22 protein-coding genes are annotated in these 23,986 nt (G+C 62.7%); 8 read left to right on the top strand and 14 right to left on the bottom strand.

Annotation, left to right across the window (positions count from 1 at the left end; all coding sequences use genetic code 11):
- Window positions 1-5: 5 nt before the first annotated feature.
- From DAAJ005_RS12210 to msrP, 4 genes are all read right to left on the bottom strand, one after another.
- Window positions 6-374, bottom strand: a complete 369-nt coding sequence (locus DAAJ005_RS12210) for a hypothetical protein (protein WP_151847343.1) — start codon at window positions 372-374, stop codon at window positions 6-8.
- Complete coding sequence (locus DAAJ005_RS12205; protein ID WP_151847342.1) at window positions 371-901, bottom strand: redoxin domain-containing protein; 531 nt, start codon at window positions 899-901, stop codon at window positions 371-373. Before DAAJ005_RS12205 ends, DAAJ005_RS12210 begins: the two co-directional genes overlap by 4 nt.
- 168 nt (window positions 902-1,069) lie before the next feature.
- Entirely contained in the window at window positions 1,070-1,618 is a 549-nt protein-coding gene (locus tag DAAJ005_RS12200; RefSeq protein ID WP_226342690.1) for a sulfite oxidase heme-binding subunit YedZ, read from the bottom strand.
- Window positions 1,619-1,761: 143 nt separating this feature from the next.
- A complete protein-coding gene (msrP, locus tag DAAJ005_RS12195) occupies window positions 1,762-2,766 on the bottom strand; it encodes a protein-methionine-sulfoxide reductase catalytic subunit MsrP (protein WP_151847340.1) in 1,005 nt (334 codons plus the stop codon).
- 312 nt (window positions 2,767-3,078) lie between these two features.
- On the opposite strand from msrP, the gene DAAJ005_RS12190 reads away from it, so the two are divergent.
- Window positions 3,079-4,275, top strand: a complete 1,197-nt coding sequence (locus DAAJ005_RS12190) for a BMP family ABC transporter substrate-binding protein (protein WP_151847339.1) — start codon at window positions 3,079-3,081, stop codon at window positions 4,273-4,275.
- Window positions 4,276-4,352: 77 nt separating this feature from the next.
- On the opposite strand, the gene DAAJ005_RS12185 is transcribed toward DAAJ005_RS12190, so the two are convergent.
- Complete coding sequence (locus DAAJ005_RS12185) at window positions 4,353-5,177, bottom strand: hypothetical protein (protein ID WP_151847338.1); 825 nt, start codon at window positions 5,175-5,177, stop codon at window positions 4,353-4,355.
- 146 nt (window positions 5,178-5,323) lie between these two features.
- Between DAAJ005_RS12185 and acnA the strand changes: the two genes are divergently transcribed.
- Window positions 5,324-8,047: an aconitate hydratase AcnA gene (gene acnA, locus DAAJ005_RS12180; protein WP_151847337.1), complete on the top strand. Its 2,724-nt coding sequence runs from the start codon at window positions 5,324-5,326 to the stop codon at window positions 8,045-8,047.
- A gap of 13 nt (window positions 8,048-8,060) precedes the next feature.
- Here the strand turns inward: acnA and DAAJ005_RS12175 are convergent, their stop codons facing one another.
- From DAAJ005_RS12175 to DAAJ005_RS12145, 7 genes are all read right to left on the bottom strand, one after another.
- Window positions 8,061-8,822: a hypothetical protein gene (locus DAAJ005_RS12175; protein WP_151847336.1), complete on the bottom strand. Its 762-nt coding sequence runs from the start codon at window positions 8,820-8,822 to the stop codon at window positions 8,061-8,063.
- Window positions 8,823-8,883: 61 nt separating this feature from the next.
- Window positions 8,884-9,447, bottom strand: a complete 564-nt coding sequence (locus DAAJ005_RS12170) for a Uma2 family endonuclease (RefSeq protein ID WP_151847335.1) — start codon at window positions 9,445-9,447, stop codon at window positions 8,884-8,886.
- A 78-nt stretch (window positions 9,448-9,525) separates the two neighbouring features.
- Window positions 9,526-10,077 (bottom strand): Uma2 family endonuclease, encoded by a 552-nt coding sequence (locus DAAJ005_RS12165; protein WP_151847334.1) that lies wholly within the window; start codon window positions 10,075-10,077, stop codon window positions 9,526-9,528.
- Window positions 10,078-10,148: 71 nt separating this feature from the next.
- Window positions 10,149-10,733: a Uma2 family endonuclease gene (locus tag DAAJ005_RS12160; protein ID WP_151847333.1), complete on the bottom strand. Its 585-nt coding sequence runs from the start codon at window positions 10,731-10,733 to the stop codon at window positions 10,149-10,151.
- A gap of 118 nt (window positions 10,734-10,851) precedes the next feature.
- Window positions 10,852-11,880, bottom strand: a complete 1,029-nt coding sequence (locus DAAJ005_RS12155) for an ABC transporter permease (RefSeq protein ID WP_151847332.1) — start codon at window positions 11,878-11,880, stop codon at window positions 10,852-10,854.
- 31 nt (window positions 11,881-11,911) lie between these two features.
- Entirely contained in the window at window positions 11,912-12,934 is a 1,023-nt protein-coding gene (locus DAAJ005_RS12150) for an ABC transporter permease (RefSeq protein ID WP_151848541.1), read from the bottom strand.
- A 194-nt stretch (window positions 12,935-13,128) separates the two neighbouring features.
- Window positions 13,129-14,859: an ABC transporter substrate-binding protein gene (locus DAAJ005_RS12145; RefSeq protein WP_151847331.1), complete on the bottom strand. Its 1,731-nt coding sequence runs from the start codon at window positions 14,857-14,859 to the stop codon at window positions 13,129-13,131.
- A gap of 399 nt (window positions 14,860-15,258) precedes the next feature.
- On the opposite strand from DAAJ005_RS12145, the gene DAAJ005_RS12140 reads away from it, so the two are divergent.
- Window positions 15,259-15,732 carry a hypothetical protein gene (locus tag DAAJ005_RS12140; RefSeq protein WP_151847330.1) on the top strand — a complete coding sequence of 158 codons (474 nt, stop codon included), beginning with the start codon at window positions 15,259-15,261 and terminating at the stop codon, window positions 15,730-15,732.
- 85 nt (window positions 15,733-15,817) lie between these two features.
- Here DAAJ005_RS12140 and miaB read toward each other — a convergent pair whose 3' ends face one another.
- Window positions 15,818-17,197, bottom strand: coding sequence for a tRNA (N6-isopentenyl adenosine(37)-C2)-methylthiotransferase MiaB (miaB, locus tag DAAJ005_RS12135; RefSeq protein WP_151847329.1), 1,380 nt, complete (start codon window positions 17,195-17,197; stop codon window positions 15,818-15,820).
- A gap of 147 nt (window positions 17,198-17,344) precedes the next feature.
- On the opposite strand from miaB, the gene DAAJ005_RS12130 reads away from it, so the two are divergent.
- The 3 genes from DAAJ005_RS12130 to csaB all read left to right on the top strand — a co-directional run bounded on the left by DAAJ005_RS12130 (window position 17,345) and on the right by csaB (window position 20,835).
- A complete protein-coding gene (locus tag DAAJ005_RS12130; protein WP_151847328.1) occupies window positions 17,345-17,881 on the top strand; it encodes a GNAT family N-acetyltransferase in 537 nt (178 codons plus the stop codon).
- A gap of 144 nt (window positions 17,882-18,025) precedes the next feature.
- A complete protein-coding gene (locus DAAJ005_RS12125; protein ID WP_192930950.1) occupies window positions 18,026-19,864 on the top strand; it encodes a DUF5693 family protein in 1,839 nt (612 codons plus the stop codon).
- Window positions 19,861-20,835 carry a polysaccharide pyruvyl transferase CsaB gene (csaB, locus tag DAAJ005_RS12120; protein ID WP_151847327.1) on the top strand — a complete coding sequence of 325 codons (975 nt, stop codon included), beginning with the start codon at window positions 19,861-19,863 and terminating at the stop codon, window positions 20,833-20,835. The genes DAAJ005_RS12125 and csaB overlap by 4 nt, the downstream gene beginning before the upstream one ends.
- Before the next feature lie 240 nt (window positions 20,836-21,075).
- On the opposite strand, the gene DAAJ005_RS12115 is transcribed toward csaB, so the two are convergent.
- Window positions 21,076-21,330, bottom strand: coding sequence for a hypothetical protein (locus tag DAAJ005_RS12115; protein ID WP_151847326.1), 255 nt, complete (start codon window positions 21,328-21,330; stop codon window positions 21,076-21,078).
- Window positions 21,331-21,461: 131 nt separating this feature from the next.
- On the opposite strand from DAAJ005_RS12115, the gene DAAJ005_RS12110 reads away from it, so the two are divergent.
- Both DAAJ005_RS12110 and scpA read left to right on the top strand, forming a co-directional pair.
- Window positions 21,462-21,716 carry a hypothetical protein gene (locus DAAJ005_RS12110; RefSeq protein WP_151847325.1) on the top strand — a complete coding sequence of 85 codons (255 nt, stop codon included), beginning with the start codon at window positions 21,462-21,464 and terminating at the stop codon, window positions 21,714-21,716.
- A gap of 84 nt (window positions 21,717-21,800) precedes the next feature.
- Complete coding sequence (gene scpA, locus DAAJ005_RS12105; RefSeq protein WP_151847324.1) at window positions 21,801-23,954, top strand: methylmalonyl-CoA mutase; 2,154 nt, start codon at window positions 21,801-21,803, stop codon at window positions 23,952-23,954.
- Window positions 23,955-23,986: the final 32 nt, after the last annotated feature.

The following is a 23,986-nucleotide window of genomic DNA, read 5'->3' as shown; positions in this document are numbered from 1 at the left end:
TGGCCCTAACGGCTCTCTGCGTCCACCTTCCATACCAGAGCAAGCGGCTGCCCTGGCCGGAGCCTGACCTGTTTTTCCAGTTCCTGCACCGTGCAGACGCCGTTTCGCGCGTCGCACAGGAACAGGCGCGCTTTCAGGTGGACCGTGCCGCCAAACTTTTTGTCGAAGGCCAGCGTGATCGGCTTCAGGCTCAGGAACACGTTGTCCGGGTCTGCGGGATCGGGAATGCCATCCAGTGTCACTGTCTGGGAGTTCTTGCCCACCATCACCGTCAGCGTGGAATCGCCGCGCCGGTTGAACTGCACTTCCGGCGGGGTCACGAACTTCACCGTGATCTGGGGCGCAGGCGTGGCAGCCGCCGCCAGCAACATCATTTCTCGGCCAGCAGGCTTTTCAGATTGGCTTCCAGCCCCGGAATTGCCTGTGGAAAGCGGCTGCTGATCTCGCCCCGGTGGACGGCCCGGACCTTGCCCGCGCGGTCAATCAGGTAGAAGGTGGGCCACGCCTGGTTCTGCCACGCCCGCCAGTTCTTGGAGTCGTTGTCCTGCAAGATTGGCCACGTCACGCCGTCGTCTTTTAGGGACGCGATCACGTTGGCGGTGGGCCTGTCCGACTCGAATTCGGGGGTGTGGATGCCGACGATCTCCAGCCCCTGGTCCCTGTATTTGCTGTACCAGCCTTTCAGCGTGGGCAGGCTGTTGTGGCAGTTGATGCACGAATACACCCAGAAATTGACGATCACCACTTTTCCGCGCAGGTCGGCCAGGGTGGGGCCAGCGTCCTGTGAGGCGGTGTTCAGCCAGGGGCCGCCGATCAGCGCGGGCGGATTGGTGCCGGACGTGACCGCGCAGGCGGAGGTCAGCAGGGTCAGGGCAGTGGACAGCAGCAGGATGCGTTTCATAGTGGATACCTCATGGCGGGAAGCTCACAGCCTCGCCTCTCGTTCATCAGCGGGCCTTTGGTGTGTGTACGGGTCTGGCGGGGTCCGGGTTCAATCCACCACAATTTTCCAGCAAAAAGCCGCGCCGCCTTCCATTCGGGAGAGGCAGCGCGGCTCAGTGGTCTGGGTTCAGGCTGGGTTGATTTTTCCTGCCCCAGTCTTCTTAGTCGGCTTGCGTTTGATGAAGCGCATGGCGAACAGCACGGCGATCACGCCCACGTAGATCAGCGGCGGCACATGGTCCTTCTTGACGCCCCAGTAGTAGTGCAGCGCCCCGAAGGCCACGGCCAGATACACCAGTTGGTGCAGCCGGGTCCACTTCTGAAAGCCCAGTTTTTTCACCGAATTCTTGCCGCTCGTCAGGGCCAGCGGCACCAGCAGCAGCAGCGCTGTGAAGCCCACCGTCACGAAGGGCCGTTTCAGCACGTCTTCAAACATCACGCCCAGGCTGAAGCCGTGATCGAACAGGTAGATCAGGAAGTGCAGCACGGCGTACCCGAAGGCCATCAGCCCCAGCGACTTGCGGATGCGTGCGGGCCACTTCCAGCCGGTTAGCAGCCGCAGTGGCGTGCAGGCCAGCGAGGCCACCAGCAGCGTCAGCGTCAGCAGCCCGGTCTGGAGGGTGGCCCGCTGGATGGGATTTGCGCCCAGCGCCCCGGTATAGGCGTCCCACAGCATGACCGCCACGGGCAGTAGACCGCCCACCGCGACGGCGGGAACCAGCCAGCCCAGGGACGCTGCCTTGCGCTTGGGCTGATACGAACCCCTGGCCGGGGCTTTCGCCGCAGGTACAGCCGGGCGCGCGTCTCCGGTACTCATGCTTAGAAGTTCTTCCTGAGGTCCATGCCTTTGTACAGCCCGGCCACTTCGTCGGCGTAACCGTTGAAGGGCAGGGTCTTGCGGCGGCCCAGCTCACCGATGCGGCGTTCGGTGGCCTGGCTCCAGCGCGGGTGCGGCACGGCGGGGTTGACGTTGGCGTAAAAGCCGTACTCGCTGGGGGCGGCCAGTGCCCAGGTGGTCTTGGGCATTTTCTCGGTCAACGTGATCTTCACGATGCTCTTGATGCCCTTGAAACCGTACTTCCACGGCACCACCAGCCGCAACGGCGCACCGTTCTGGCCGGGCAACACCTTGCCGTGCAGGCCCACAGCCATAAAGGCCAGCGGGTGCAGGGCCTCGTCCAGCCTCAAGCCTTCCACATAGGGCCAATCCAGCACGTTGCTCTTCTGGCCCGGGAACATCTTGGGGTCCAGCAGCGCGGTGAACTGCACGTACTTGGCCTTGCTCGTCGGTTCCAGGCGGCGGATCAGTCCGGCCAGCGGAAAGCCCAGCCACGGCATGACCATGCTCCAACCCTCCACGCAGCGCATGCGGTAGATGCGGTCTTCCAGGGGAAACCACGATTGCAGGGTGTCGATATCTACCGTCTGCGGCTTCTTGACCTCGCCGTCGATCTTGACCGTCCAAGGGCGCGGCTTGAGGCTGGCCGCATTACGCGCCGGATCGGCCTTGTCGGTGCCCAGTTCATAGAAGTTGTTGTAGGTGGTGGCCTGCTGGTAGGAGGTCACGGCTTCCTTGGTGTCGTATGGCCCCAGCGGACGGCTGGCTTGGGCGAAGTCGGTGCCCTGCGCCTCGGCGCTGCCCACGCCGGGGCGACGGGTCAGGACTTCCAGCCCGCCGCCCAGCGCGGCCACCGTGCCAGTGAATAGTGCGGCGCTCCGCAGAAATTCGCGGCGCGGATTGATCGGGCTGCCAGGAATCAGGATGCGGCGCTCTTCGGGGTTACTTTCGTTGGGGTTGATCTGGTTGTCGGGGTTGTTGCTCATGGGTGGGCCTCCTCGGTTGAATACGGCTGTGTCGGACCTGCTCTGTACAGCTATACGCAGTTTGCGCGAGATCGGTTCAATGAACCGTCACAGGTTTTGCGAAGTGAAGGAGAGGTCCAATGAAACCTTAATGGGGGATAAATCTTCCACCTTCTGTGCCCCGCTGATTTCAGCCCCTCTGCTCTGTGTGAACGCCGATTTCTGAAACGCGCCCCAGGACGTGTCTCCGCTGTCAGACAGGCCCTTCACACAGCGGGCCGATTCCAGGCACAATGAGAGGACATTCCCATCATCTTCACTGGAGGTTCACCCATGAAAGCTTCCCCCCCGAAACACGCCCTGAAAAAAGCGCTTCTCGCTGCCCTGCCCCTGTCCGTCGCCCTCTTCAGCGTTGCAGGCAGTCCCTCTGCCCAGGCCCAGACCGGCGACAAACTCAAAGCCTGCTTCATCTACATCGGCCCGGTGGGCGACATCGGCTGGAGCTACGCGCACGACGAGGCCCGCAAGAAGACCGAGGCGGCGCTTCCCTGGTTGGAAACCAAGTACGTGGAGAACGTCCCCGAAGGTCAGGCCACGCCCGTCATAGACCGGCTGGTCAAGGACAACTGCCAGGTGATCTTCACCACCTCCTTCGGCTACATGGACCAGACGCTGGAGGCGGCCAAGAAGTACCCCAAGGTGATGTTCATGCACGCCAGCGGCTTCAAGCGTGCGCCGAACATGGGCACCTACATGGCGGATTTCTACCAGCTCTATTACCTCAACGGCATGATGGCCGCCGCCGTCAGCAAAACAGACAAGCTGGGCTACGTGGCCGCCTTCCCAGTGCCCGAACTCAAACGGCACATCAGTGCCTTCGCGCTGGGCGCGCGGGCGGTCAACCCCAAGGCCACCGTGGCCGTCAAGTGGATCAACTCGTGGTTCGATCCCAACAAGGCCCGCGAGGCCGCCGAGGCCCTGATCAGCGAGGGTGCGGGCGCACTGGCCTTCACCGAGGACAGCGCCACCGTGGTGCAGACGGCGGGTGCACGCAAGGTTCCGTCCTTCGCGCATTATTCGCCGATGTACAAGTTCGCCCCCGATTACGCCGTCAGCGGGCAACTGGTCCACTGGGACAAGATCTACATCGACTTCCTGACCAAGGTGCATAACGGCACTTACAAGATCGGCAATCTGGACAAGGTGGACTACTGGAACCTGCTGCGCGGCGGCAGCGTGGAACTGGGCGCGCAGCCGGGCATGGCGGTCAACCCCAAGTGGGTGCCGCAGATGAAGGCCAAGATGATGACCGTGGGCGGCAAGCAGGTCAGCGTCTATGACCGCGTGATGGCCCTGAAAGCCGAGATGGAAAAGGGCGGCAAGTTCGATCCCTTCACCGGCCCGATCAAGGACCGCAACGGCATTCTGCGGATTGGGGCAGGCAAGGTCATCACCGTGGCCGAGCTGAACAACATGGCCTGGGTGGCCCCCGGCGTGACCGGACAGGTGGCCGACGAGCCGAAGAAGTAAGCGCAGGCGAGAACATCAGGTCGAAAATCAGGTCACAGAGAGGGCAGTGCGGGTGTGCGCTGCCCTCTCGTCGTCTGTTACCCCCGAACCTCCGCCGCCAGATTCAGCGCCGCTTTCTTCAGCGTCACGGCCCCCGCGCCCGCCGCCAGCACCTCGCCCGTGTTGCCGTCCACCACGCGCGCCACTGCGCGACTCGCGCCGCTGCCGTCGGGTTCCACCACCAGTTCCAGCCGCTGTCCCGGCCTCAGGTTCTGCGAGGCGTAATTCAGGACCCAGTCGCCCCAGTTGACGTTTTCCGGCTTCGGCGCGTTGGCCTTCGCCTCCTGCTTCTCGCGGTACGCCTGGGTCTTCTGATCGACGTGCGTGCGGATGACCTCGTAGCGTTCGGGGCCGCTGAGGGTGCCCATCGCCACCTCGCGCCCGTTTTCGGGGTGGTACACGGTGGTGTCGGCATCCAGTTTCTTGACCACGCTCGCCATGATGCGCACCTCGGCGGCGGGCAGATCCCAGGGTGGAGAATCGTCGCCTTCAACCTGCGGCGGCGTCACACCTTCCACCAGTCGGGCCACCACGCGTTGCTGCTCTGGTTCCATTTCAGTGACCAGTTTGGCGGTGGCCTTGAAGGTGCGGGCCTGGGCCTCGTTCTTGGGCTGGATGCCCAGCGGGTCCAGCACCTTCGCCACGTCCGCCGCCTCCATCAGTCGTCCGGCCTGCGGCGGCGTGAAGCCCCAGCGGTCTTGCAGGTACGTTTCAAAGGAGTCGTAGCCCGCGCGGAAAAATTCGTTGTCGCGGATTTCGCTCAGCGCCTGTCCAGTGCGGCGGAAGTCGCGCAGGCCGTCGCGGACGGTTGTTTCCAGGGCAGTTAATCTGGCTTTCTGGTGGGGTTCGAGTTGCTCTGACATGGGAAAACCTCTTTTTCGAGAATGAATTGTTGTTCCTAGGGTAGTTACATAAGATGAACGTCGTGACTGTGCGGGTGACGCCCGGTTTTTGGCTTTCGCGGCTTATGATAGAGGGGACGCCCGCGAGGGCAAGGAGGCTATCAATCATGGCAACCCAAAAGGCGATGAACCTGTTTAACGCACGCGACACCCTGACCACCCAGAGCGGTCAGAAACTCTACTTCTACAACCTCAACAAGTTCGAGGAGCAGGGCCACGACATCTCCAAGATGCCCGTGTCGATCAAGGTGCTGCTGGAAAGCGTGTTGCGCGAGGCCAACGAGTACGACGTGCGCCGCGAGGACGTGCTGACCGTGGCGGGCTGGAGTCCTAAAAATGAAGAGGTAGAAATTCCCTTCAAGCCCGCCCGCGTGATCTTGCAGGACTTTACCGGCGTGCCCGCCGTCGTCGATCTGGCGGCCATGCGCAGCGCGATGGTGGCGATGGGCGGCGATCCCAACAAGATCAACCCCCTCATTCCCGTCGATCTGGTGATTGACCACTCGGTTCAGGTGGACGAGTTCGGCACCGACTTCGCGCTGGCGAACAACATGGCCATCGAGTTCGAGCGCAACCGCGAGCGCTACGAGTTCCTGCGCTGGGGCCAGCAGGCGTTCGACAACTTCGGTGTGGTGCCCCCGGCCAGCGGGATCGTGCATCAGGTCAACCTGGAATACCTGGCGAAAGGCGTGCAGAGCCGCCCCGAAGACGATGGCGTTGTCGTTTACCCCGACAGCCTCGTCGGCACCGACAGCCACACCACCATGATCAACGGTCTGGGCATCGTGGGCTGGGGCGTCGGCGGGATCGAGGCCGAGGCGGTCATGCTGGGCCAGCCGATTTACATGCTGATGCCCGAAGTGGTGGGCTTCAAGATCACGGGCCGGATGCCAGAGGGCGCAACCGCCACCGATCTGGCGCTGCGCGTGACCGAGATGCTGCGCGAGAAGGGCGTGGTGGGCAAGTTCGTTGAGTTCTACGGCGCGGGCCTGAGCAACATGACCCTGCCGGACCGCGCCACGATTGCCAACATGGCCCCCGAATACGGCGCGACGATGGGCTTTTTCCCGGTGGACGACGAGGCGCTGCGTTACCTGCGCCGCACCGGACGCCTGGAAGACGAGATCGAGCTGGTGGAGGCGTACTACAAGGCGCAGAACATGTTCCGCACTGACGAGACGCCCGATCCGATGTTCACGGATACCATTCAACTTGACCTGGGCAGCATCGTTCCCAGCCTGGCTGGCCCCAAGCGCCCGCAGGACCGCGTGAACCTGAACGACATGCACACCGTCTTTGCCGAGGCGCTCACCGCCCCGGTCAAGGGACGCGGCTTCGAGCTGCCCGCCGACAAGCTGGACGCGCAGGGCCAGATCACCGGCACGGATATGAAGATCGGCCACGGCGCGGTGACGCTGGCCTCCATCACCTCCTGCACCAACACCAGCAACCCCAGCGTGCTGATCGCCGCCGGCCTGGTGGCGAAGAAGGCCGTGGAACTGGGCCTGACCAGCAAGCCCTGGGTCAAGACCTCGCTGGCCCCCGGCAGCCGCGTGGTCACGGATTACCTGGAAAACGCGGGCCTGCAAACCTACCTGGATCAGATCGGCTTCAACACCGTCGGCTACGGCTGCATGACCTGTATCGGCAACAGCGGGCCGCTGCCCGAACCCGTGGTGGACGCCATCAACGGCGGCGATCTGGTGGCGGCCAGCGTGCTGAGCGGCAACCGCAACTTTGAGGGCCGCATCAACCCGCACATCAAGGCCAACTATCTGGCCTCGCCGCCCCTCGTGGTGGTGTATGCGCTGGCCGGAACGGTGGTCAACGATATCGTGAATGACCCCATCGGCACGGGCAAGGACGGCCAGCCCGTCTACCTGCGCGACGTGTGGCCCAGCAACGCCGAGATTCAGACCATCATGGATCAGGCGATCAATGCCGAGATGTTCAAGAAGGTCTACGACGGCATCGAGCAGAGCAACAAGGAGTGGAACGCCATTCCTGTTTCTGAGGGCGCGCTGTACGACTGGAACGCCGACAGCACCTACATCCAGAACCCCCCATTCTTCGAGAATCTGGCGAATGGTCCCAGCGAGATCGTGAGCATTGAGGGCGCGCGGGTGCTGGTCAAGGTGGGCGACAGCGTGACCACCGATCACATCAGCCCCGCAGGCAGCTTCAACGCCAACACCCCCGCTGGGAAGTTCCTGACCGATCAGGGCATCAAGCCGGTGGATTTCAACAGCTACGGCAGCCGCCGGGGCAATGACCGGATCATGACGCGCGGCACCTTTGCCAACATTCGCCTGAAGAACCAGTTGGCCCCCGGCACCGAGGGCGGCTTTACCACCGACTACACCACGGGCGAAGTGACCAGCATTTATGACGCCGCGCAGAACTACAAGGCCAGCAACATTCCGCTGTTCGTGCTGGCGGGCAAGGACTACGGCATGGGCAGCAGCCGCGACTGGGCCGCCAAGGGCACCATGTTGCTGGGCGTGAAGGCCGTGCTGGCCGAGAGCTTCGAGCGCATCCACCGCAGCAATCTGGTGGGCATGGGCGTGTTGCCGCTGCAATACAAGAACGGCGACACCGCCGAGAGCCTGGGCATCATGGGCGACGAGCAGATCGACGTGGTGTTGACCGCCGACCTCAAGCCGCGCCAGGACGTGACCCTGCGTGTGGGCAAGGACGGCGTGACCCGCGAGATCACCGTGCAGTGCCGCATCGATACCCCCGTGGAAATCGACTACTATAAGAACGGCGGCATCCTGCAAACGGTCTTGAGGAGCATTCTGGAACGGAGCAAGGGCGAAGTTAAAGCGTAGAGTGTAAAAGCAACTATGAATCCTCGCGTCTAAATGAGCGAGGATTTATCATATCCGTCATGTCTTCCAACCGTTCAATCTCCCTGTATAGCTCCTCGTCAACTATACCCTTTGAGTTTAGCAAATTAAACATGGCTCGCCCTAAATCGTCAACTTGACCTGCAAGTGCATCTTCTGCTTTATCACTGTAAGCAGTAAGCCAAATTAGATTATCTGTCCCGTCGTTTGCCGCTGTCCATAAATTGATTGTGCAATAGACTAGTACGCGGATCGAGCTGTATTGTTGAGACAGGACACTGCACAATACGGAGAAGATATATTCATGTGGATAACGGTCAAATCTCTCATTGACAATGATTACCACGCCATTATAATCTTGTGTGATACCTTGCTTTTTTAAATCCTTGATCTGTGTATTGGCTTTCTTTAAAATTTGAGCCAACTTTTTACGCATAGTTGACTTAATTTCTGTAAGAATCACGTTATCAAATTCTTCTTGTGACTCTATGCTTTTTCCTTCCCAATCTTTCATATGCCTATCAATTTTTATTTTTTTAGCCGCAGTGACAAAATCTTCGTCCTCAATAAAGTTTTTTTGAAGCTCCTTAAGCTCCATGATAATTTTTCTATCATGAAGTATATAGTCGGCATTGCGAAAATTGGGTGCTTTACCTACCTCATCCGATGCACGCACGCCACCATTCAATCGGACAAATTCATCAAAAAATTCCTCTACATTTTCTATTGATTCTGGCAACCTTGATGCGTCAGTCATTGTTTAAGCATAGGCCCATGCTTGGGCGCGGTGGGGGTGACGGTGGGTTGGGGCGGGGAGGCTAGAGGGGAACGCCGTCGTAAATCTCAGCCAGGCCCAATTCCATTGCAGGGCGGGGGAGAGTGAAGCGGTCTTCCACGATTTCATAGTCCCAACCATTGGCGGTGCGGCGGTAGAGGGCGGCATTGCGGCTCAGGCTGTCCACCATCAGGTAAACTTCCAAACTTTCTAACGTCTGATAGTCCTTCCACTTCTCGTTCTTGTCGGCCCGGCCTGTGCTGCGGCTGAGGATTTCAACGATCAGACAGGGGGCGCTCAAATGGAGGGTGCCTGCAACCTGCGTGGCGGGTTCGCAACTGACCATCAGATCGGGATAGTAGTGGGTCAATTGACCATTTTTGCTCTCCAGCCGCAATCGCATATCGTTCTGATACGTCCGGCAGCCATGTTTGCGGGCTTCGGGCTGAAGCAGCAGCGCCAGATTCAGGGCCAGTTGATTGTGGGCATTGGTTGCACCCGCCTGGGCGTACACGAAGCCGTCGATAAATTCGTACCGCACGTCACTACATTCCAGCAGACGCAGGTAGTCCTGTTCTGACATTTTGCGAAAGGCAGCTTCGGTCATATCGGCATTCTACTTTGCCCAAGGCCCGTGCTTGGGCATAGTGGGGCCGGAGGCGGGTTGGGGGTATGCTGGGGCGGGCTAGAGGGGAACGTTGCGGTAAATCGCTTCCACAGACAGCGACACATCCAGGCACGGCAACTGCACCGACTCATCCACCGCTTCCAGTTGCCAGCCCTGCGCGGTGCGGCGGTGGAACATGACCCCCTGCCGCTCGCTGTCCACCAGCAAGTAGCCCTGTAAGCTCTCCAGCCGCTGATAGTCGCTGGCCTTGAAGGTTTCGTCCACGGCGCGGGTGCTGGCACTCAGGATTTCGACGATCAGGCAGGGCTGGGTTTCGATATCGCCCTCTGAGTTGGAGTTGCAGACCACCACGACATCCGGCAGGTAATAGCGCGGGCGTCCATCACGGTAAATGCGCACCTTGAGGTCACTGACAAAGGTGGAGCAATTCCGCGCGTCAGCCGCAGGGATAAACACCCTCTGAATATTGGTGGAAATGGTGTTGTGCGGTCTGGTGGCTCCCGCCTGGGCGTAGATAAAACCGTCCACATACTCCCACTTGGCGTCCCGTGGGCCGTCCCAGCGCAGATATTCCTCTTCCGTCATAGTGCGGTAGACGGGTTCGGTCATGGGGACAGTTTAACTTGCCCAGAGCCTATGCCTGAGCGCGGTTGGGGTGGAGGCGGGTTGGGGGTGGTGGGCTAGAGCCTCGTCCCCTCGTACAGCTCGTCCAGCGTCAATTCCACGTCCACGCATGGAAGCCGGAGCGTTTCAGTGTCCTCGACGTACTGTTCGCCCCAGCCCTCGCCCTGGCGGGTATACAGGCGGGCGGCGCGGGTGGCCGTGTCCACCATCAGATAGCCCTGAAGGCTGGGCAGCGCGGTGTAGTCCGATAACTTCTGGCCCCGGTCTATCACCTGCGTCCCCTGGCTCAGCACCTCGACGATAAAACAAGGGCTGCTGGCGGAGCGGGCATCATCATCCATGTCCTCGCAGGTCAGCACCACATCGGGATAGTGATAGCGCGCTCCCCTGGCCTGGATTCTCACCTGCATGTCGCTGGCGTATACCTTGCACCTCTGGCGCAATGCTGGACGGTGCAGGGCGGCAACTAGGTTTGTGCCGATCAGGCCGTGTTTGCTCAGCGCTCCAGCCTGAGCGTTTGGGGTGTCCTCGCCATGCAGGGCGTACACGAATCCGTCCACATACTCCCGCTTGAACGGACTGAGTTCCTCCGTGCGGAGGTATTCCGTCTCGCTCATTTTCTGGAGGGCCGAACTGGTCATGGGGGTATTCTACTTCGGCCCTGAACTCTGCAAGACGCCACCGTCAGATTACAAAAGCCAGATCAAAAGAGCGCGGCGGTGGGGATGACTCCCACGTGCCGCGCTCCAATGGCCGGACCTACCTTGTCTTGGGGTCCAGCGCGTCGCGCAGGCCGTCGCCGAATAAGTTGAAGGCCAGACTGAACAGGATGATGAAGGCGGCGGGGAAGACCAGCACGTACCAGTACTCGGGCTTCAGCCACGCGCGGGCGAAGTCCACCAGTTGGCCCCACTCGGAATACCCCGGCTCGAAGCCCAGGCCCAGGAAACTCAGGGCGGCGATGCCCAGCGGCACGGTGGCCAGATCCAGCACCGAGATGGTGAACACAGTGGTCACGCTGTTGGGAATGATGTGCTTGAGGATCATGCGCATGTCGCGTGCGCCCAGGCCACGCGCGGCGTCCACGTATTCCAGTTGACGGGTCTTGAGGACATCGCCCCGGATCACGCGGGCGTACCCGGCCCAGCCCGCCACCGAATACGCCAGGATGATCGGCCACGTCGGATCGCCGCCTGGATTCTTGGCGCGCAGAATCGTCAGGATCACCACCGTCAGGACCAGCCCCGGCATGGCGAACAGCACGTCGATAAAGCGCTGGATCAGGTTGTCGATCCAGCCGCCGTAAAAGCCGCTGATGGCCCCGATCAGCACGCCCACCACCAGCGTGATGCCCACGATGATGAAGGCCATTTTCAGCGCGGTGCGCGTGCCCCAGACCAGACCGTAAAAAATGTTGTAGCCGTTGACGGTGCCGAAAGGCGCCGTGGCCCCGGGAATCGAATTGGGCGGCGCGGGTTCCTGCGCGAAGCTCAGGCGCTGGATCTTGTAGCAACTGGCAGGCGGGGCAAAGACTGCGTTCCAGAACGGTGCGCCCAGCGGGTTGTACACCTGATTGGCGCTGGTCATGTTCAGGTCGCGCAGACAGTTGCCGGTGGGTTTGGCCACCAGTGGGGCGAACAGGGCCAGCAGCGCGAACATCAGCGTGATGACCAGACCGCCGATGGCCAGCGGGTTACGCCGCATCTTGCGCATGGCCGGACCCGTCCAGAACATCTGGAACGCGCCGCGTTTCTCAATGGCGATGGGGGCAGAGGCAGTGGTCGTCATGCGGACCTCCTGAGCAGATGAGTGCGGAGCATCAGTAGAACCTCACGCGTGGATCGAGAACGCCGTAGAGCAGGTCCACCACGGTACTCATGACCACCACCAGCAGCGCCGAGAGCAGCGTGAAGCCCAGCACCCCGGCAATGTCGAGTTGCAGCGCGGCCTGTACGAACCACTGCCCGATCCCTGGGTAGGCAAAGATCGTTTCGGTGATCACCGAGCCGCCCAGCAGACCGATGACCAGAAAGCCGCCCAGCGTCACGATCGGTAGCAGCGCGTTGCGGCGGGCGTGTTTGCCGTTCACCACTTTGGATGACAGCCCCTTGGCACGGGCGGTGCGGACGTAATCGCTGGTCAGCACCTCCAGCATGCTGTTGCGCATCACCTTGACCAGATTGGCGCTCAGCACGATCAGCAGGGTCACGGCGGGCAGGATCATATGCTGCAAGGCGTCCCAGGCGATGTCCCAGCGTCCGTTCAGGGCGGCGTCCACGGTCATCATGCCGGTGTAGCGCTTCAGGTCACCCACCGCGAACTGGTTGAGGATATCCAGTTGCCCTGCGCCGGGCAGCCAGCCCAGATACGCGTAAAACACCGCCAGCAGCACGATGCCCAGCACGAAGGTGGGCAGGCTGTAGCCGAAGACCACCACCACCCGCAGAATCTGGTCGATCAATTTGTCCTTGTGCAGTGCGCTCAGGGTGCCCAGCCAGATGGACAGCAGCAGAATGGGAATGGCCGTCACCAGCGACAGTTCGACGGTGTTGGGCAGGCGCTCCTGAATGGTAGCCAGCACGTCTTTGTTGCTGGCCTTGGAATAGCCCAGATCGCCCTTGACGATGTTGGAAAACCAGCGCCCGTACTGAATCGGGAAGGGATCGCGCAGTCCGCGCTCGGTGATGATCTGTTCCAGGCGGGCGGCCTGCTGCTCGCTGCGGATGTACGGGGCGGCCCGCTGCTCGGGCGTCAGCAGTTGCGTCAGGCCGATGACGATGATGGACAGGGCAATCATGACCAGTGGAATCTGGAGCAGCCGCCGAATGGTGAAATTAAGCATCTGGGCCTCGGTGTGCAGGAAAGGAAGATCGGGGAAGATCAGGAGAGTGCGGTGGGCGGGGGCGGCACTGTGCAAAGGAAGAAGCTGTGCAAAAGAAGAAAGCTGGGCAAAGGAAAAAAAGGGAGGGGGGCAACCCCACGTTCGTGGTCGCCCCGCCTGTCCCTTGAGACATATCAGGTCACGGAAGGGACGGTTTACTTCTTGCTCAGTTCCTTCCAGTACAGCGAGGTCATGGGATTGAATCCGGCCTTGGTCAGCGGCGCGCCACTGACGCGGCTGCTGTAGAAGGTGTAATTCACGGGCGCGGGCACCAGGATGTAGGGGGCCTGTTCGTAGGCGCGGTTACCCACCAGGCTGTACAGGCGGTTGCGCTCGGCAGTGTTGATGGTGCTGCGGGCCTGCTTGAGCCACTTGTCCACGCTGGCGTCTTTCCAGTTGGCGCGGGGGCTGTAGTAGCCGTCGCTGGCGTAGAAGGTATACATGAAGTTGTCTGCATCGGCATAGTCGGGTGCCCAGCCGATCAGGATCATGGCTTCCTGACCCTTCTTGGAATCGGCCAGCATCTCGGACCACTGCTTGGCCTGGATGTTCACGCGGAACTTGGGATTGATTGACTCGATGTTCTTCTTCAGGATTTCCATCGCGGTCTGCGAGGCCGGGGCGCTGGCGCGGTAGTTGGCCGTCAGCACGAAGCCGTTCTTCCAGAGCTGACCGCCCCAGGCGCGCTTGAAGTAGTCGGTGGCCTTGGCGGCGTCGAAGGTATAAGTCTTGACCTTGGGATCGTAGCCGGGGAAGATATCGGGCATCAGCATGGTGCGCTGCTTGCCCTTGGTGTTCTGCACGTCTTTGATATAGCCCTGGTAGTTAAAGGCGTAAGAGAAGCCCCGGCGCACGTTCACGTCGCTGAAGAAGTTGGAGGGAATGCCCTTGCCGTCCAGCTTGCCGCTGCCCAGCAGCGCGTTGTTTGCGCCCGCAATCTTCTCGTTCATGAAGATGGCCGTGGACGTGGTGTTGGGCAGATCGTCCACCCAGGTCACGCCGGGCTTGCCCTTGACCTGAGCCTCGTCCACACTGCGCCCGCCACCGTCGATAATGTCGGCGTCGCCGCGCAGCAGCGCCTGCTGACGGGCGGCCAGTTCAGGCACCTTCTGCTGAATCACGTTCTTGATGGTGGGCTTCTTGCCCCAGTAGCCGTCAAACGCCTGGAACAGGTGGTTGTTGGCGTCGGCGCGGACCAACTTGTAAGGGCCGGTGCCGTTGGGCTTCTTGCTCAATTCGCTGTCGGTCAGGTCCTTGCCGATCCAGTCCTTCCATGTCTTCTCGGTGCCGTCCCACTCGCCAATCTTGGTGCTGTAGGCTTTTTCCAGGATGGCCTGACCGGTGTAGGCCAGCTTGGCCAGGAAGGCGGGGTCCACGGCGGGCAGGGTAAAGACCAGTTGCCCGGCGGCATTGCACTCCACGGACTTGTCGATCCTGGCCCAGGTCACGGTCTTGTCGTCGGCAGCGTTGCTCTGGGTGCCGGTCAGCGCCTCGGCGATGAACCAGTTGCCGCTCGCGCCGCTGTTGGTGACCAAGTTGCGCTCGAAGCTGTATTCCGCGTCGGCGCAGGTCATGGTCGCGCCGCTGTGGAACTTGACGCCCTTGCGCAGATCGAAGGTGTAGGTCTTGCCGCCGTTGCTGGGGGTCCATTTGGTGGCCAGCAGAGGCACCAGCTTGGTCAGGCTGGCGCCGTCATAGGTGATCAGCGTTTCGTACATGTTGTCCACGAGGGCCGAGGACGCGGTGTCGTAGGTCACGCCGGGGTCCATCGTCGGCACGTCACTGGACGACTGGATGACCAGCGTATCGGTGGGCGACGCGGCCAGCGCGGCAGAAACGAGGAGCAACGAGCTGAGGGTGGCCAACTTTTTCGCGGTTTTCTTCATGGAGCCTCCTGAAAGGTGGGTTGACGGATGGGGCGGGTCAAAAGGAAAAAACAGCTCGAAAGTTGCCCGGCCTGTCACCTGTCTAGTGTTTGAACGCGCGCATCATAGCGTAGGTCATCCGGCTTAGTGTGAACTGGGCCAGCATCCGCTGAAGGCATGGCCTGGAAAGGCGCTGCACCCGTGCCAGGAGGCGGAAATCCAACCTGTAACCCAGAATGGCGGCTGCCGATTCGCGCCTCTGCGGCGTGTGGGCGGTCACCGCGCGTCGGCATGACATGACTGTTTTTGTCGGCGCGTGAGGCACAAGCGAAGTTCCCCGCTCCGCATTCCTGCCGAATGACGTGCCTGCAACAGCCACCCCGCGCGCTTTCTCAGAAGCGGACTGTTACCCTGGACGTCATGTTTCGCCTCTCCCCCCTGTTGTCTCCGCGTCTTCTGCTGGCGGGTCTGGCGCTGGCCGCCACTTCTTGTGCCCCGCGTGTCACCGTGCCGCAGACCCAGATCAGTTCCGGCGTCAGTGTCAATGGGCGGCTGCTGACGGTCACGCTGGTCAACCTCGGCCCGCATGACCTGCTGCTCAAGAACGACTGTCCCCGGCCCTTCAGCCTCAGCGTGCTGGATACTGCCAAGACCGGTCAGCCGGACCTGAAGTACGGACAGTTTCAGGTCTGCGTGGCCTCGTACCTGCCGCCCGCACCTTGGAACATCGGCGAACGCATCCAGGCCGTGGTGGAATTCCCGCAGGAAACCGGCGTCCGCACGCTGGAAGCCCAGGCCGGTGTCAACGTCAAGCTGGCCTCCGACGGCACCGGGGCTGACGGCTTCCGCACCATTCAGGTGAAAGTTCCGGCGTTTCAGGTGGACATCAAATAGCCCCCTGATGATCTCTGTCGCCCCCGGCTGAAGCAGAAATCGAAAAGCCCTCTCTGTATGGAGAGGGCCTGTGCTGTCGTGCTTTTTACGCCATCTGTAACGGGCTGATCAGCGCCGCTGCCTGGGCTTCCAGCCTGGGAATTTCCGGCAATGGCTGGCCGTCCGCGCCCACGATCTGGCCGTAGAGCATATGCGGGGTGCTGTGGCCGATTAACACCGGGTAGACGCCCGCACCATCCGCACCGATGGCTTTGGGGACCACGGTGGGGTGGTTGCCGCGCGTGTGGCCCTCCAAAAAGCCCTCGCTGTGGGCATCGCCGCGCAGCAGCACTTCCTGCACGGTACCGACTTTGGTGGCGTTGCGAAGCTTGCTCCACTCCTTTTGCTTCACGATCAGGCGTTGCAGGCGTTCGGTCTTCAACTCGCGCGGCAGGTCCTCGAAGTGCTTGTAACTGGGCGTGCCGGGGCGCGGCGAGTAGATGAACATATAGGCGCTGTCGTAGCCCACCTCGTCGTACAGGCTCAGCGTTTCCTGAAAATCTTCCTCAGTCTCGCCGGGAAAGCCCACGATGATGTCGGTGGCGAGGACCACGTTGGGCAGGTGCTTCTTGATGGCGGCGATGTGGCCCAGATACGTCTCGCGGCTGTATTCGCGGGCCATACGGCGCAGCACGCGGCTGCTTCCGCTCTGGACGGGCAGATGCACGAAATCGCAGACGGCGGGCGTCTCGGCCATCGCGGCGGCCACGTCCTCGGTGAAGTTCATGGGGTGGCTGGTGGTGAATTTGATGCGCTTCACGCCGCTGCGCCCCACCATTCGCAGCAGATCGGCAAACGATGGATAACCTGCCAGCCTCGCGCCGCCGTCCACGCCGTAGGCATTGACGTTCTGGCCCAGCAGCGTGACTTCCTGCACGCCCGCCGCCAGTTGCAGGTCCAGCTCGCGCAGGATGTCGTCGGGCGAGCGGCTGACCTGCGGGCCGCGCGTGGTGGGCACGATGCAATAGGTGCAGTGGTGGTCGCAGCCGCGCATGATGGTCAGGTGGGCCTGCAATTTGCCCTGCGGGGGCGGCGGAATGTGTTCGTGCAACTCGTCCTTGAATTGCAGGCCCCAGAAACGACCGTTGCTTTCCAGCGCCGTGCCGATGTCCAGCAGACTCCCTGGCCCCAGCAGCACGTCCACCTCGAACTTGCGGGCCATCTGCTGACCTTCCTCAAGCTGCGCCAGGCAGCCCATCATGCCCACCACCAGCGGGCGCTGCGATTTGACCTTGCGCAGTTGCCCCAGCAGGCTGCGGACCTTGTCCACCGGCTTGCCGCGCACCGCGCAGGTGTTGACCAGCACGAAGTCGGCCTCGTCGATGCTGTCCACCAGATCCGCGCCAAAGCTGACCAGTTGCGACTGGACCAGGTGCGAGTCGTATTCGTTCATCTGACACCCGTAGGTGATCATGTGTGCCTTCATGGTTGTCTCTCCTCTCGGCTGGCCGGATGGATTCCGGGGCCTTCCCTCGCGCCTGCCTGGGCGTGACGCCAGAGTGTAGCGCGTGGTGGGTGTGGTTAAGCCGTTCGGCACATTCCAGTCCGGCACGGCTGCCGTTACGCTGGCGGTGTGATTCTCCGCAAGGCCACCACTGCCGATCTGCCCCAGTTCGCGCCGATTTTCCAGGCCATCGTCGCTGCCGGGGAAACCTACGCCTATCCCGAAGACCTGAGCAACGCCGAGATTGGCGGGCTTTGGCTGGAGGGGCCGCCGGGCCGCTGCGTGATGGCAGTGGACAGTGAGGGGACTGTGCTGGGCAGCGCCAGGATGGGACCGAACCGTCCGGGCCGCGGGGCGCATATCGCCACGGCCAGTTTCATGGTGGCCCCGGCGGCGCAGGGCCGGGGCATTGGGCGCAGGCTGGGCGAGGAGGCAGTGCGCTGGGCACGCGAAAAGGGATATTCGGGTATGCAGTTTAACGCCGTGGTGGAGACGAACCGGGCCGCCGTCCACCTGTGGCAATCGCTGGGCTTCGCGGTCATGACCACCATCCCTGAAGCTTTCGCGCATCCCACGCTGGGCCGGGTAGGGCTGCATGTGATGTATCAGGCGCTGCCGTCTGGTGATGCAGATCGGGTGGCACGAACAGCAGGACGCCAGGAATAAACCGCGCTCCATCCTTCGGCTGACGTGCCTTATTCGCACAGGCGTTAGGATGCTCCGATTTTTGCCCGCTTCATCTCTCTCGCCCCGTCTCACCGCTAGGATGTGCCTGTGACCGACCCGAACCGCGCCCCGCTGCCCCACCCCATGTCGCCCGCCTCGCTGCCGCCCGCCACCCGCCATCCCTGGACACCGCTTTTACTGGGGCTGATCGCGCTGTCGCTGATTCCGGCGCTGCTGCTGGCCTTTCAGCGCGTGCAGTACGAGCAGGCGCAGAAGACGGCGGCCATGGTGATGGACTATCCGGCGCTGGTGGTCCAGGCCCGCCGCTTTGGCCTGGAGCCGCAGGCGTTGCTGGACAAGTACAAGGCGCTGGGCGTCAACGGCGTGGCGCTGTACGAGGACACCATTGCCAGCCTGGAACAGCGCGGCGAGGTGTACCTGAAAAACGGCTCCGATCTGGCGGCGGACTTTCCGGGGCAGGGGATCAAGACCAACGCGGTGTATATGCGCGCCGCCACCCCAGCCATCGCCGAGGAGCTGCGGGGCCGCTACACCATCCCCACCCGTGACGTGCAGATCGCGGGCCGCACCTGGGTCGAGTGGCCTTCTGACCCGCGCTTCTTGCCCGCTGGGCCGGATACGGCAGCAGTGAACGACTTTAAAAAACAAGGTCTGGTCGTGGTCTACCGCCCCTATCAGGATGACGCGGTGCCAACCCCGAAGGTGGGCGCAGACTGGCCGGATGTGCCGTTCATCGCCTTCACGGGTGATCAGGTGATCGGGGCGCGCACGCCGGAGCTGCTGGCGCAGGTGGATAAGGCGCTGGGCAAGCGGCTCCCGGCGATTATCGAGGGCAACATTCAAAAAGGGCTGGACGAACTGGTCCCCACACATGGCGGGGTGCGGCTGTTCGCGCTGGCCCCCAGTTACCAGAACCAGCTCGAGCCGCTGGACGTGGCCAGCAAGTACAACCTGGCCGCCCGTGAGCGCGGCATGCGGCTGCTGTACCTGCGCCCGTACCCCACCGTCAATGAGACCGAGGACATGCTGGGCCGTACCCAGGAATTGCTGAAGCGGTCCGGCGTGAAGCTGGACCTGCCACAGGTGGGCACCTTTGCGCCCAGCCTGCTCCTGAAGGCGTTGAGCATGATCGGGCCGCTGGCCGCGCTGCTGCTGCTGGGCCTGAGCTTCCCGCTGACGAGGCTGGGCGTGGTCGCGGCGGGTGTCGTGGTCCTGCTGGCCTTCGGCCTAAACACCCTGCATCCCTTCGAGAGTGCCGCACTGGTGGCCGCCGTGGCCTTTCCGGCGCTGGGGCTGGTGCTGCGGCGTTCAAAGGTCACCGACTGGTTCCTGGCGACGGGCCTGAGTCTGGTGGGCATCCTGTTCGTTTCGGCGCTGGGGGCCAGCCGGGAAAGCACGCTGGGCCTCGAACCGTTCCGGGGCGTGGGCTTAACGCTGCTGCTGCCGCTGACGCTGGTGGCCCTGAGCTTCCTGCCGCGCCAGGACATCCGCAAAACGGCGGCTGATATCTACGCCGCCCCGATCCGGCTGGGCGATGTGGCCGTGATGGCGCTGGGGTTCGTGCTGCTGTCGCTGGTCTATGAGCGGCGTGGCAACGCCACGGGTGGCTCGGCCAGCACCTTCGAGGCGTCCCTGCGGCGTGAGGTTCAGGACTCGATCATCCGCCCGCGTTTCAAGGAAATCGCCGCGCATCCGCTGGCCTTGCTGGGCCTCAGCGGCACCTTGCCGGGCTACTTCAGCGGGCTGTTGATCCTGGCCGGGGTGGTGGGGCAGTCCAGTATCCTGAACACCTTCTCGCACTTTCACACGCCGTTTCTGATCAGCGCGGCCCGCGTGTTCATCGGGCTGGGGCTGGGCCTGCTGCTGGGCGGCGTGGCGATCTGGGCGCTGAGGTACGCGATGGGCCTGTGGAAGACCTACGGTGCGCCGCGCATCACCGCTGGTTCCAGAGGTCAGGCGTGAGCCGCCGGGTGGCCGTCAGCGGCTATTACGGTTTTGGCAACACGGGCGACGAGGCGATTGCGCTGGCGATCACCCGCGAGATCAGGAAGCGCGGTATGACCCCGCTGCTGCTCTCCAATACCCCGCAGGAATCGGCCCGGACTTACGGCGGCGAGGCAGCGGCGCGCATGAAGCCGCTGCCGCTGCTCTCGGCGGTGGCCCGCTCCAGCGTGCTGCTCAGTGGGGGAGGCGGCCTGCTTCAGGATAAGACGAGCGCCCGCACCCTCAGCTATTACCTGGGCGTGATCCGTCTGGCCCGAATGATGGGCAAGCGTGTGGTGATCTTTAACCAGAGCGTCGGCCCCCTGTCGCCGGAAGGTGGGCGCCGGGTGGCCGCCGCGCTGGCGGGCCTGCGGATCATCGTGCGCGACGCCGGGAGCCTGGACACCCTGGAGGGTCTGGGCCTGAAAGGTGAACTGGGCGGCGATCCAGCCCTGCTGCTGTTGCCCACGCCGGAGCTGCCGCGTGACCTGCAAAGTGTGATCATCGCCCCGCGTGGCGATGTGACCGAGGCGCTGGAACCCTTGCAGGAGGTCACATTGCAGCTCCGACGCGCCGGGCGGCATGTCACGGCCCTGAGTTTCATGCCGGACCACGACGACGCGGCGGCCCACGCGCTGGGCGCAAACCATGTGGTCAGCACCCGTGATCCGCAGACGGCCCTGGACACCATCGCGCGCAGCGGCTACGTGATCGGCGTTCGGCTGCACGCGCTGATCCTGGCCGCCGCCGCTGGAACGCCATTCTCCGGCGTCGCATACGATCCCAAGGTCCAGGGCTTCTGCATCGATGCGGGCGCGCCCAGCCATCCGCTGCCCCCGGTCCCGGCCATTCTGGTAGAAGAGGCGATTCGTCGCGTTACCCCCGACTGGAACGCGCTGGAGGACATGAAACTGCGCGCCTCGCACAGCTTCAGCCGGGCGCTGAACTAGAGGAGTTCCGAGAATCACGTCACTGGAACGAAAGATGTCCAGTGACGTGATTTTCTCGCAGACGAGTCGTGGCAGTTCGTCCCGTCCAGCAAAAGTGACGCGCTGTCGTGGTCAGAATAGGCTGTCGCCGTGGGAGAACGTCCGCATGGGGCCGTCTATCAAGGACGCCTGACTGCTCACCCGGACAACAAGTCTTTTGACAGCACCTGCTTGCAGGATTCGCGCCAGACCCACAGCCTCTCAGGCCCTTGGTTTGATGTAGGCCGCCAGACCCGCCAGCGCGCTGGTCAGCACGGTCAGTCCCAGGGCACGCGCAAAATTGGTCAGGCTGCCCAGGCCGAGTTGCCCGCTGATGGCATGTTCCAGGCTTCCCACCGAGCGCAGCCACAACGGCGCGCCGGACCCCAGCGAGGCGAAAGCCCCCAGCGTCAGCGCTGTCAGCCCCAGCACGAAGGCTATGAGAACCACGGTCAACAGCCAGGCCAGCACGCGCATCAGTGCGGTGTCCTCAAGGGGCGGTCCCTGGTCTGTCGGTCATCGGGCGCATTCTATTCAAAGTGACCTGCCGGACAGCGAAAAATTTCACATCGCCCCACCCTCTTCAGGTGGCTGTGTACCCTGTGGGGGTGAGTCTGCCTGCCCGTGTCCGCGTCACCTGCCCGCCCTTGCCCCTTGCCCCAGCGCTACGCATTGCCGCCGCCCGGCTATGCCCCGACGCTCCGCTCGACAGGCTAACAACCGCTGCTCTCGCCATTGCCGGTGGGGCTGTGATCGGCGCACATCTGCTGTGGGATGGGGGAGAGGTGCAGTTTCTAGAAACGGGCTGGCGTTGGCGCGGGATTGAGGAAGCGCTGGCGCAGGAAGTGGCCAAAGAAAGTTGAGACGCACCCTTTTTGTCTCAGCCTCTTCCTAACGCCCGTTAGGCTCCGGCGTGGCATCATGGTCCTACACGGAGGCCACAGCGCATGAGCGATCAACACACACCCAAGCTGGACGCCTGGAAGGCGCTGGCCCGCAAGGATTTGAAGGGCGCGGAACCCGAAACCCTGAACCGCCTTACCCCCGAGGGTCTGACCCTCAAAGCGCTGTACACCCGCGCCGATCTGCCTGAAGACGGCGGGGCCGATACCCTGCCTGGCCTGTCGCCCTATACGCGTGGCCCCCGCGCCACCATGTATGCCGCGCGGCCCTGGACCATCCGGCAGTACGCGGGGTTTTCCACCGCCGAGGCCAGCAACACCTTTTACCGCCGCAACCTCGCCGCCGGACAAAAGGGCCTATCGGTGGCCTTTGACCTGGCAACGCACCGGGGCTACGACTCGGACCACCCGCGCGTGGTGGGCGACGTCGGCAAGGCCGGAGTCGCCATCGACAGCGTGGAGGACATGAAACTGCTGTTTGACGGCATTCCGCTGGATCAGATGTCGGTGTCCATGACCATGAACGGCGCGGTGCTGCCCATTCTGGCCGGATACATCGTGGCCGGGCAGGAGGGTGGGGCCAGCTTGGACCAGCTCTCGGGCACCATCCAGAACGACATTCTCAAAGAGTTCATGGTCCGCAACACATACATCTACCCGCCGGAACCCTCCATGCGAATCGTGGCGGACATCATCGCCTACACCGCCGAGAAGATGCCGCGCTTTAATTCCATCTCCATCAGCGGCTACCACTTGCAGGAGGCCGGGGCAAATGCCGCGCTGGAGCTGGCCTACACGCTGGCGGACGGCCTGGAATACGTGCGGGCCGCGCTGAAGAAGGGGCTGGACGTGGACGCCTTCGCCCCGCGTCTGTCGTTCTTCTTTGCCATCGGCATGAACTTCTACACCGAGGTGGCCAAGCTGCGTGCCGCCCGCCTACTGTGGGACGAGATCATGGCGGGCTTTAACCCCAAGAACCCCATGAGCCGCGCCCTGCGAACCCATTGCCAGACCTCCGGGTGGTCCCTGACCGAGCAGGACCCATACAACAACGTCGTGCGGACGGCAGTGGAGGCGATGGCCGCCGTATTTGGCGGCACCCAGAGCCTGCACACCAACGCCTTTGACGAGGCGATTGGCCTGCCCACCGAGTTCTCGGCTCGGATTGCCCGGAACACCCAGTTGCTGATTCAGGAAGAAACCGGCATTCCCGACGTGGTGGATCCCTGGGGCGGCAGCTATCTGATGGAACGCCTGACCTTTGATCTGGCCGAGAAAGCGCGTGAGTTGATGCGCGAGGTGGAGGAACTGGGCGGCATGGCGAAGGCCATTGAAGCCGGGATTCCCAAGCTGAGAATTGAGGAAAGCGCGGCCCGCAAACAGGCCCGCATTGACCGGGGCGAGGACGTGATCGTGGGCGTCAACAAGTACCGATTGAGCGAGCAGACGCCCGTGGATCTGCTGGAAATTGACAACGACGCGGTGCGCGAATCCCAGATCGCGCGGCTGAACCGAGTCAAGGCCGAACGTGACCCGGAAGTGGTCAAGGTGTGTCTGGAGGCGCTGGAAAACGCCGCCCGCACCGAAACTGGCAACCTGCTGGCCCTGTCTGTGGAGGCCATGCGCGCCCGTTGCACGGTGGGTGAGGTCAGCGACGCGCTGGAGCGGGTCTGGGGCCGTCACAGCGCCGAGGTTCGTACCCTCAGCGGTGTGTACGCCCAGGGTTACGCCGGGGACGAGGGCTTTGCCGCGTTGCAGGGCGACATTGAAGCCTTCGCCGAGGCCGAGGGCCGCCGCCCCCGCATGCTGGTGGTCAAGATGGGCCAGGACGGCCATGACCGGGGCGCGAAGGTCATTGCCACTGGCTTCGCCGATCTGGGCTTTGACGTGGACGTGGGACCGCTGTTCCAGACCCCCGACGAGGCCGCGCGGCAGGCGGTGGAGAACGACGTGCATGTGATCGGCGTCAGTTCTCAGGCAGCGGGGCATAAAACGCTGATTCCGCAATTGATCGCCGCGCTGAAGGACCAGGAGGCCGGAGATATTCTGGTCATCGCGGGCGGTGTGATTCCCCAGCAGGATTACGCGGCGCTGCGGGCGGCGGGGGTGGCCGGCATCTTCGGCCCTGGAACCCCCATTCTGACCAGTGCGCGGGAGGTTTTGCGGCTGCTGAACGAGCGGGATGGGCAAGCGGTTTGATGCCTGCCGCCGTCACTAGCCTGTGCAACTCT

The organism is Deinococcus sp. AJ005, assembly GCF_009017495.1.
Classification (GTDB): Bacteria; Deinococcota; Deinococci; order Deinococcales; family Deinococcaceae; genus Deinococcus.
Note: the sequence above shows the minus strand (reverse complement) of the source record. Positions and strands in the feature narration are given on the sequence as shown.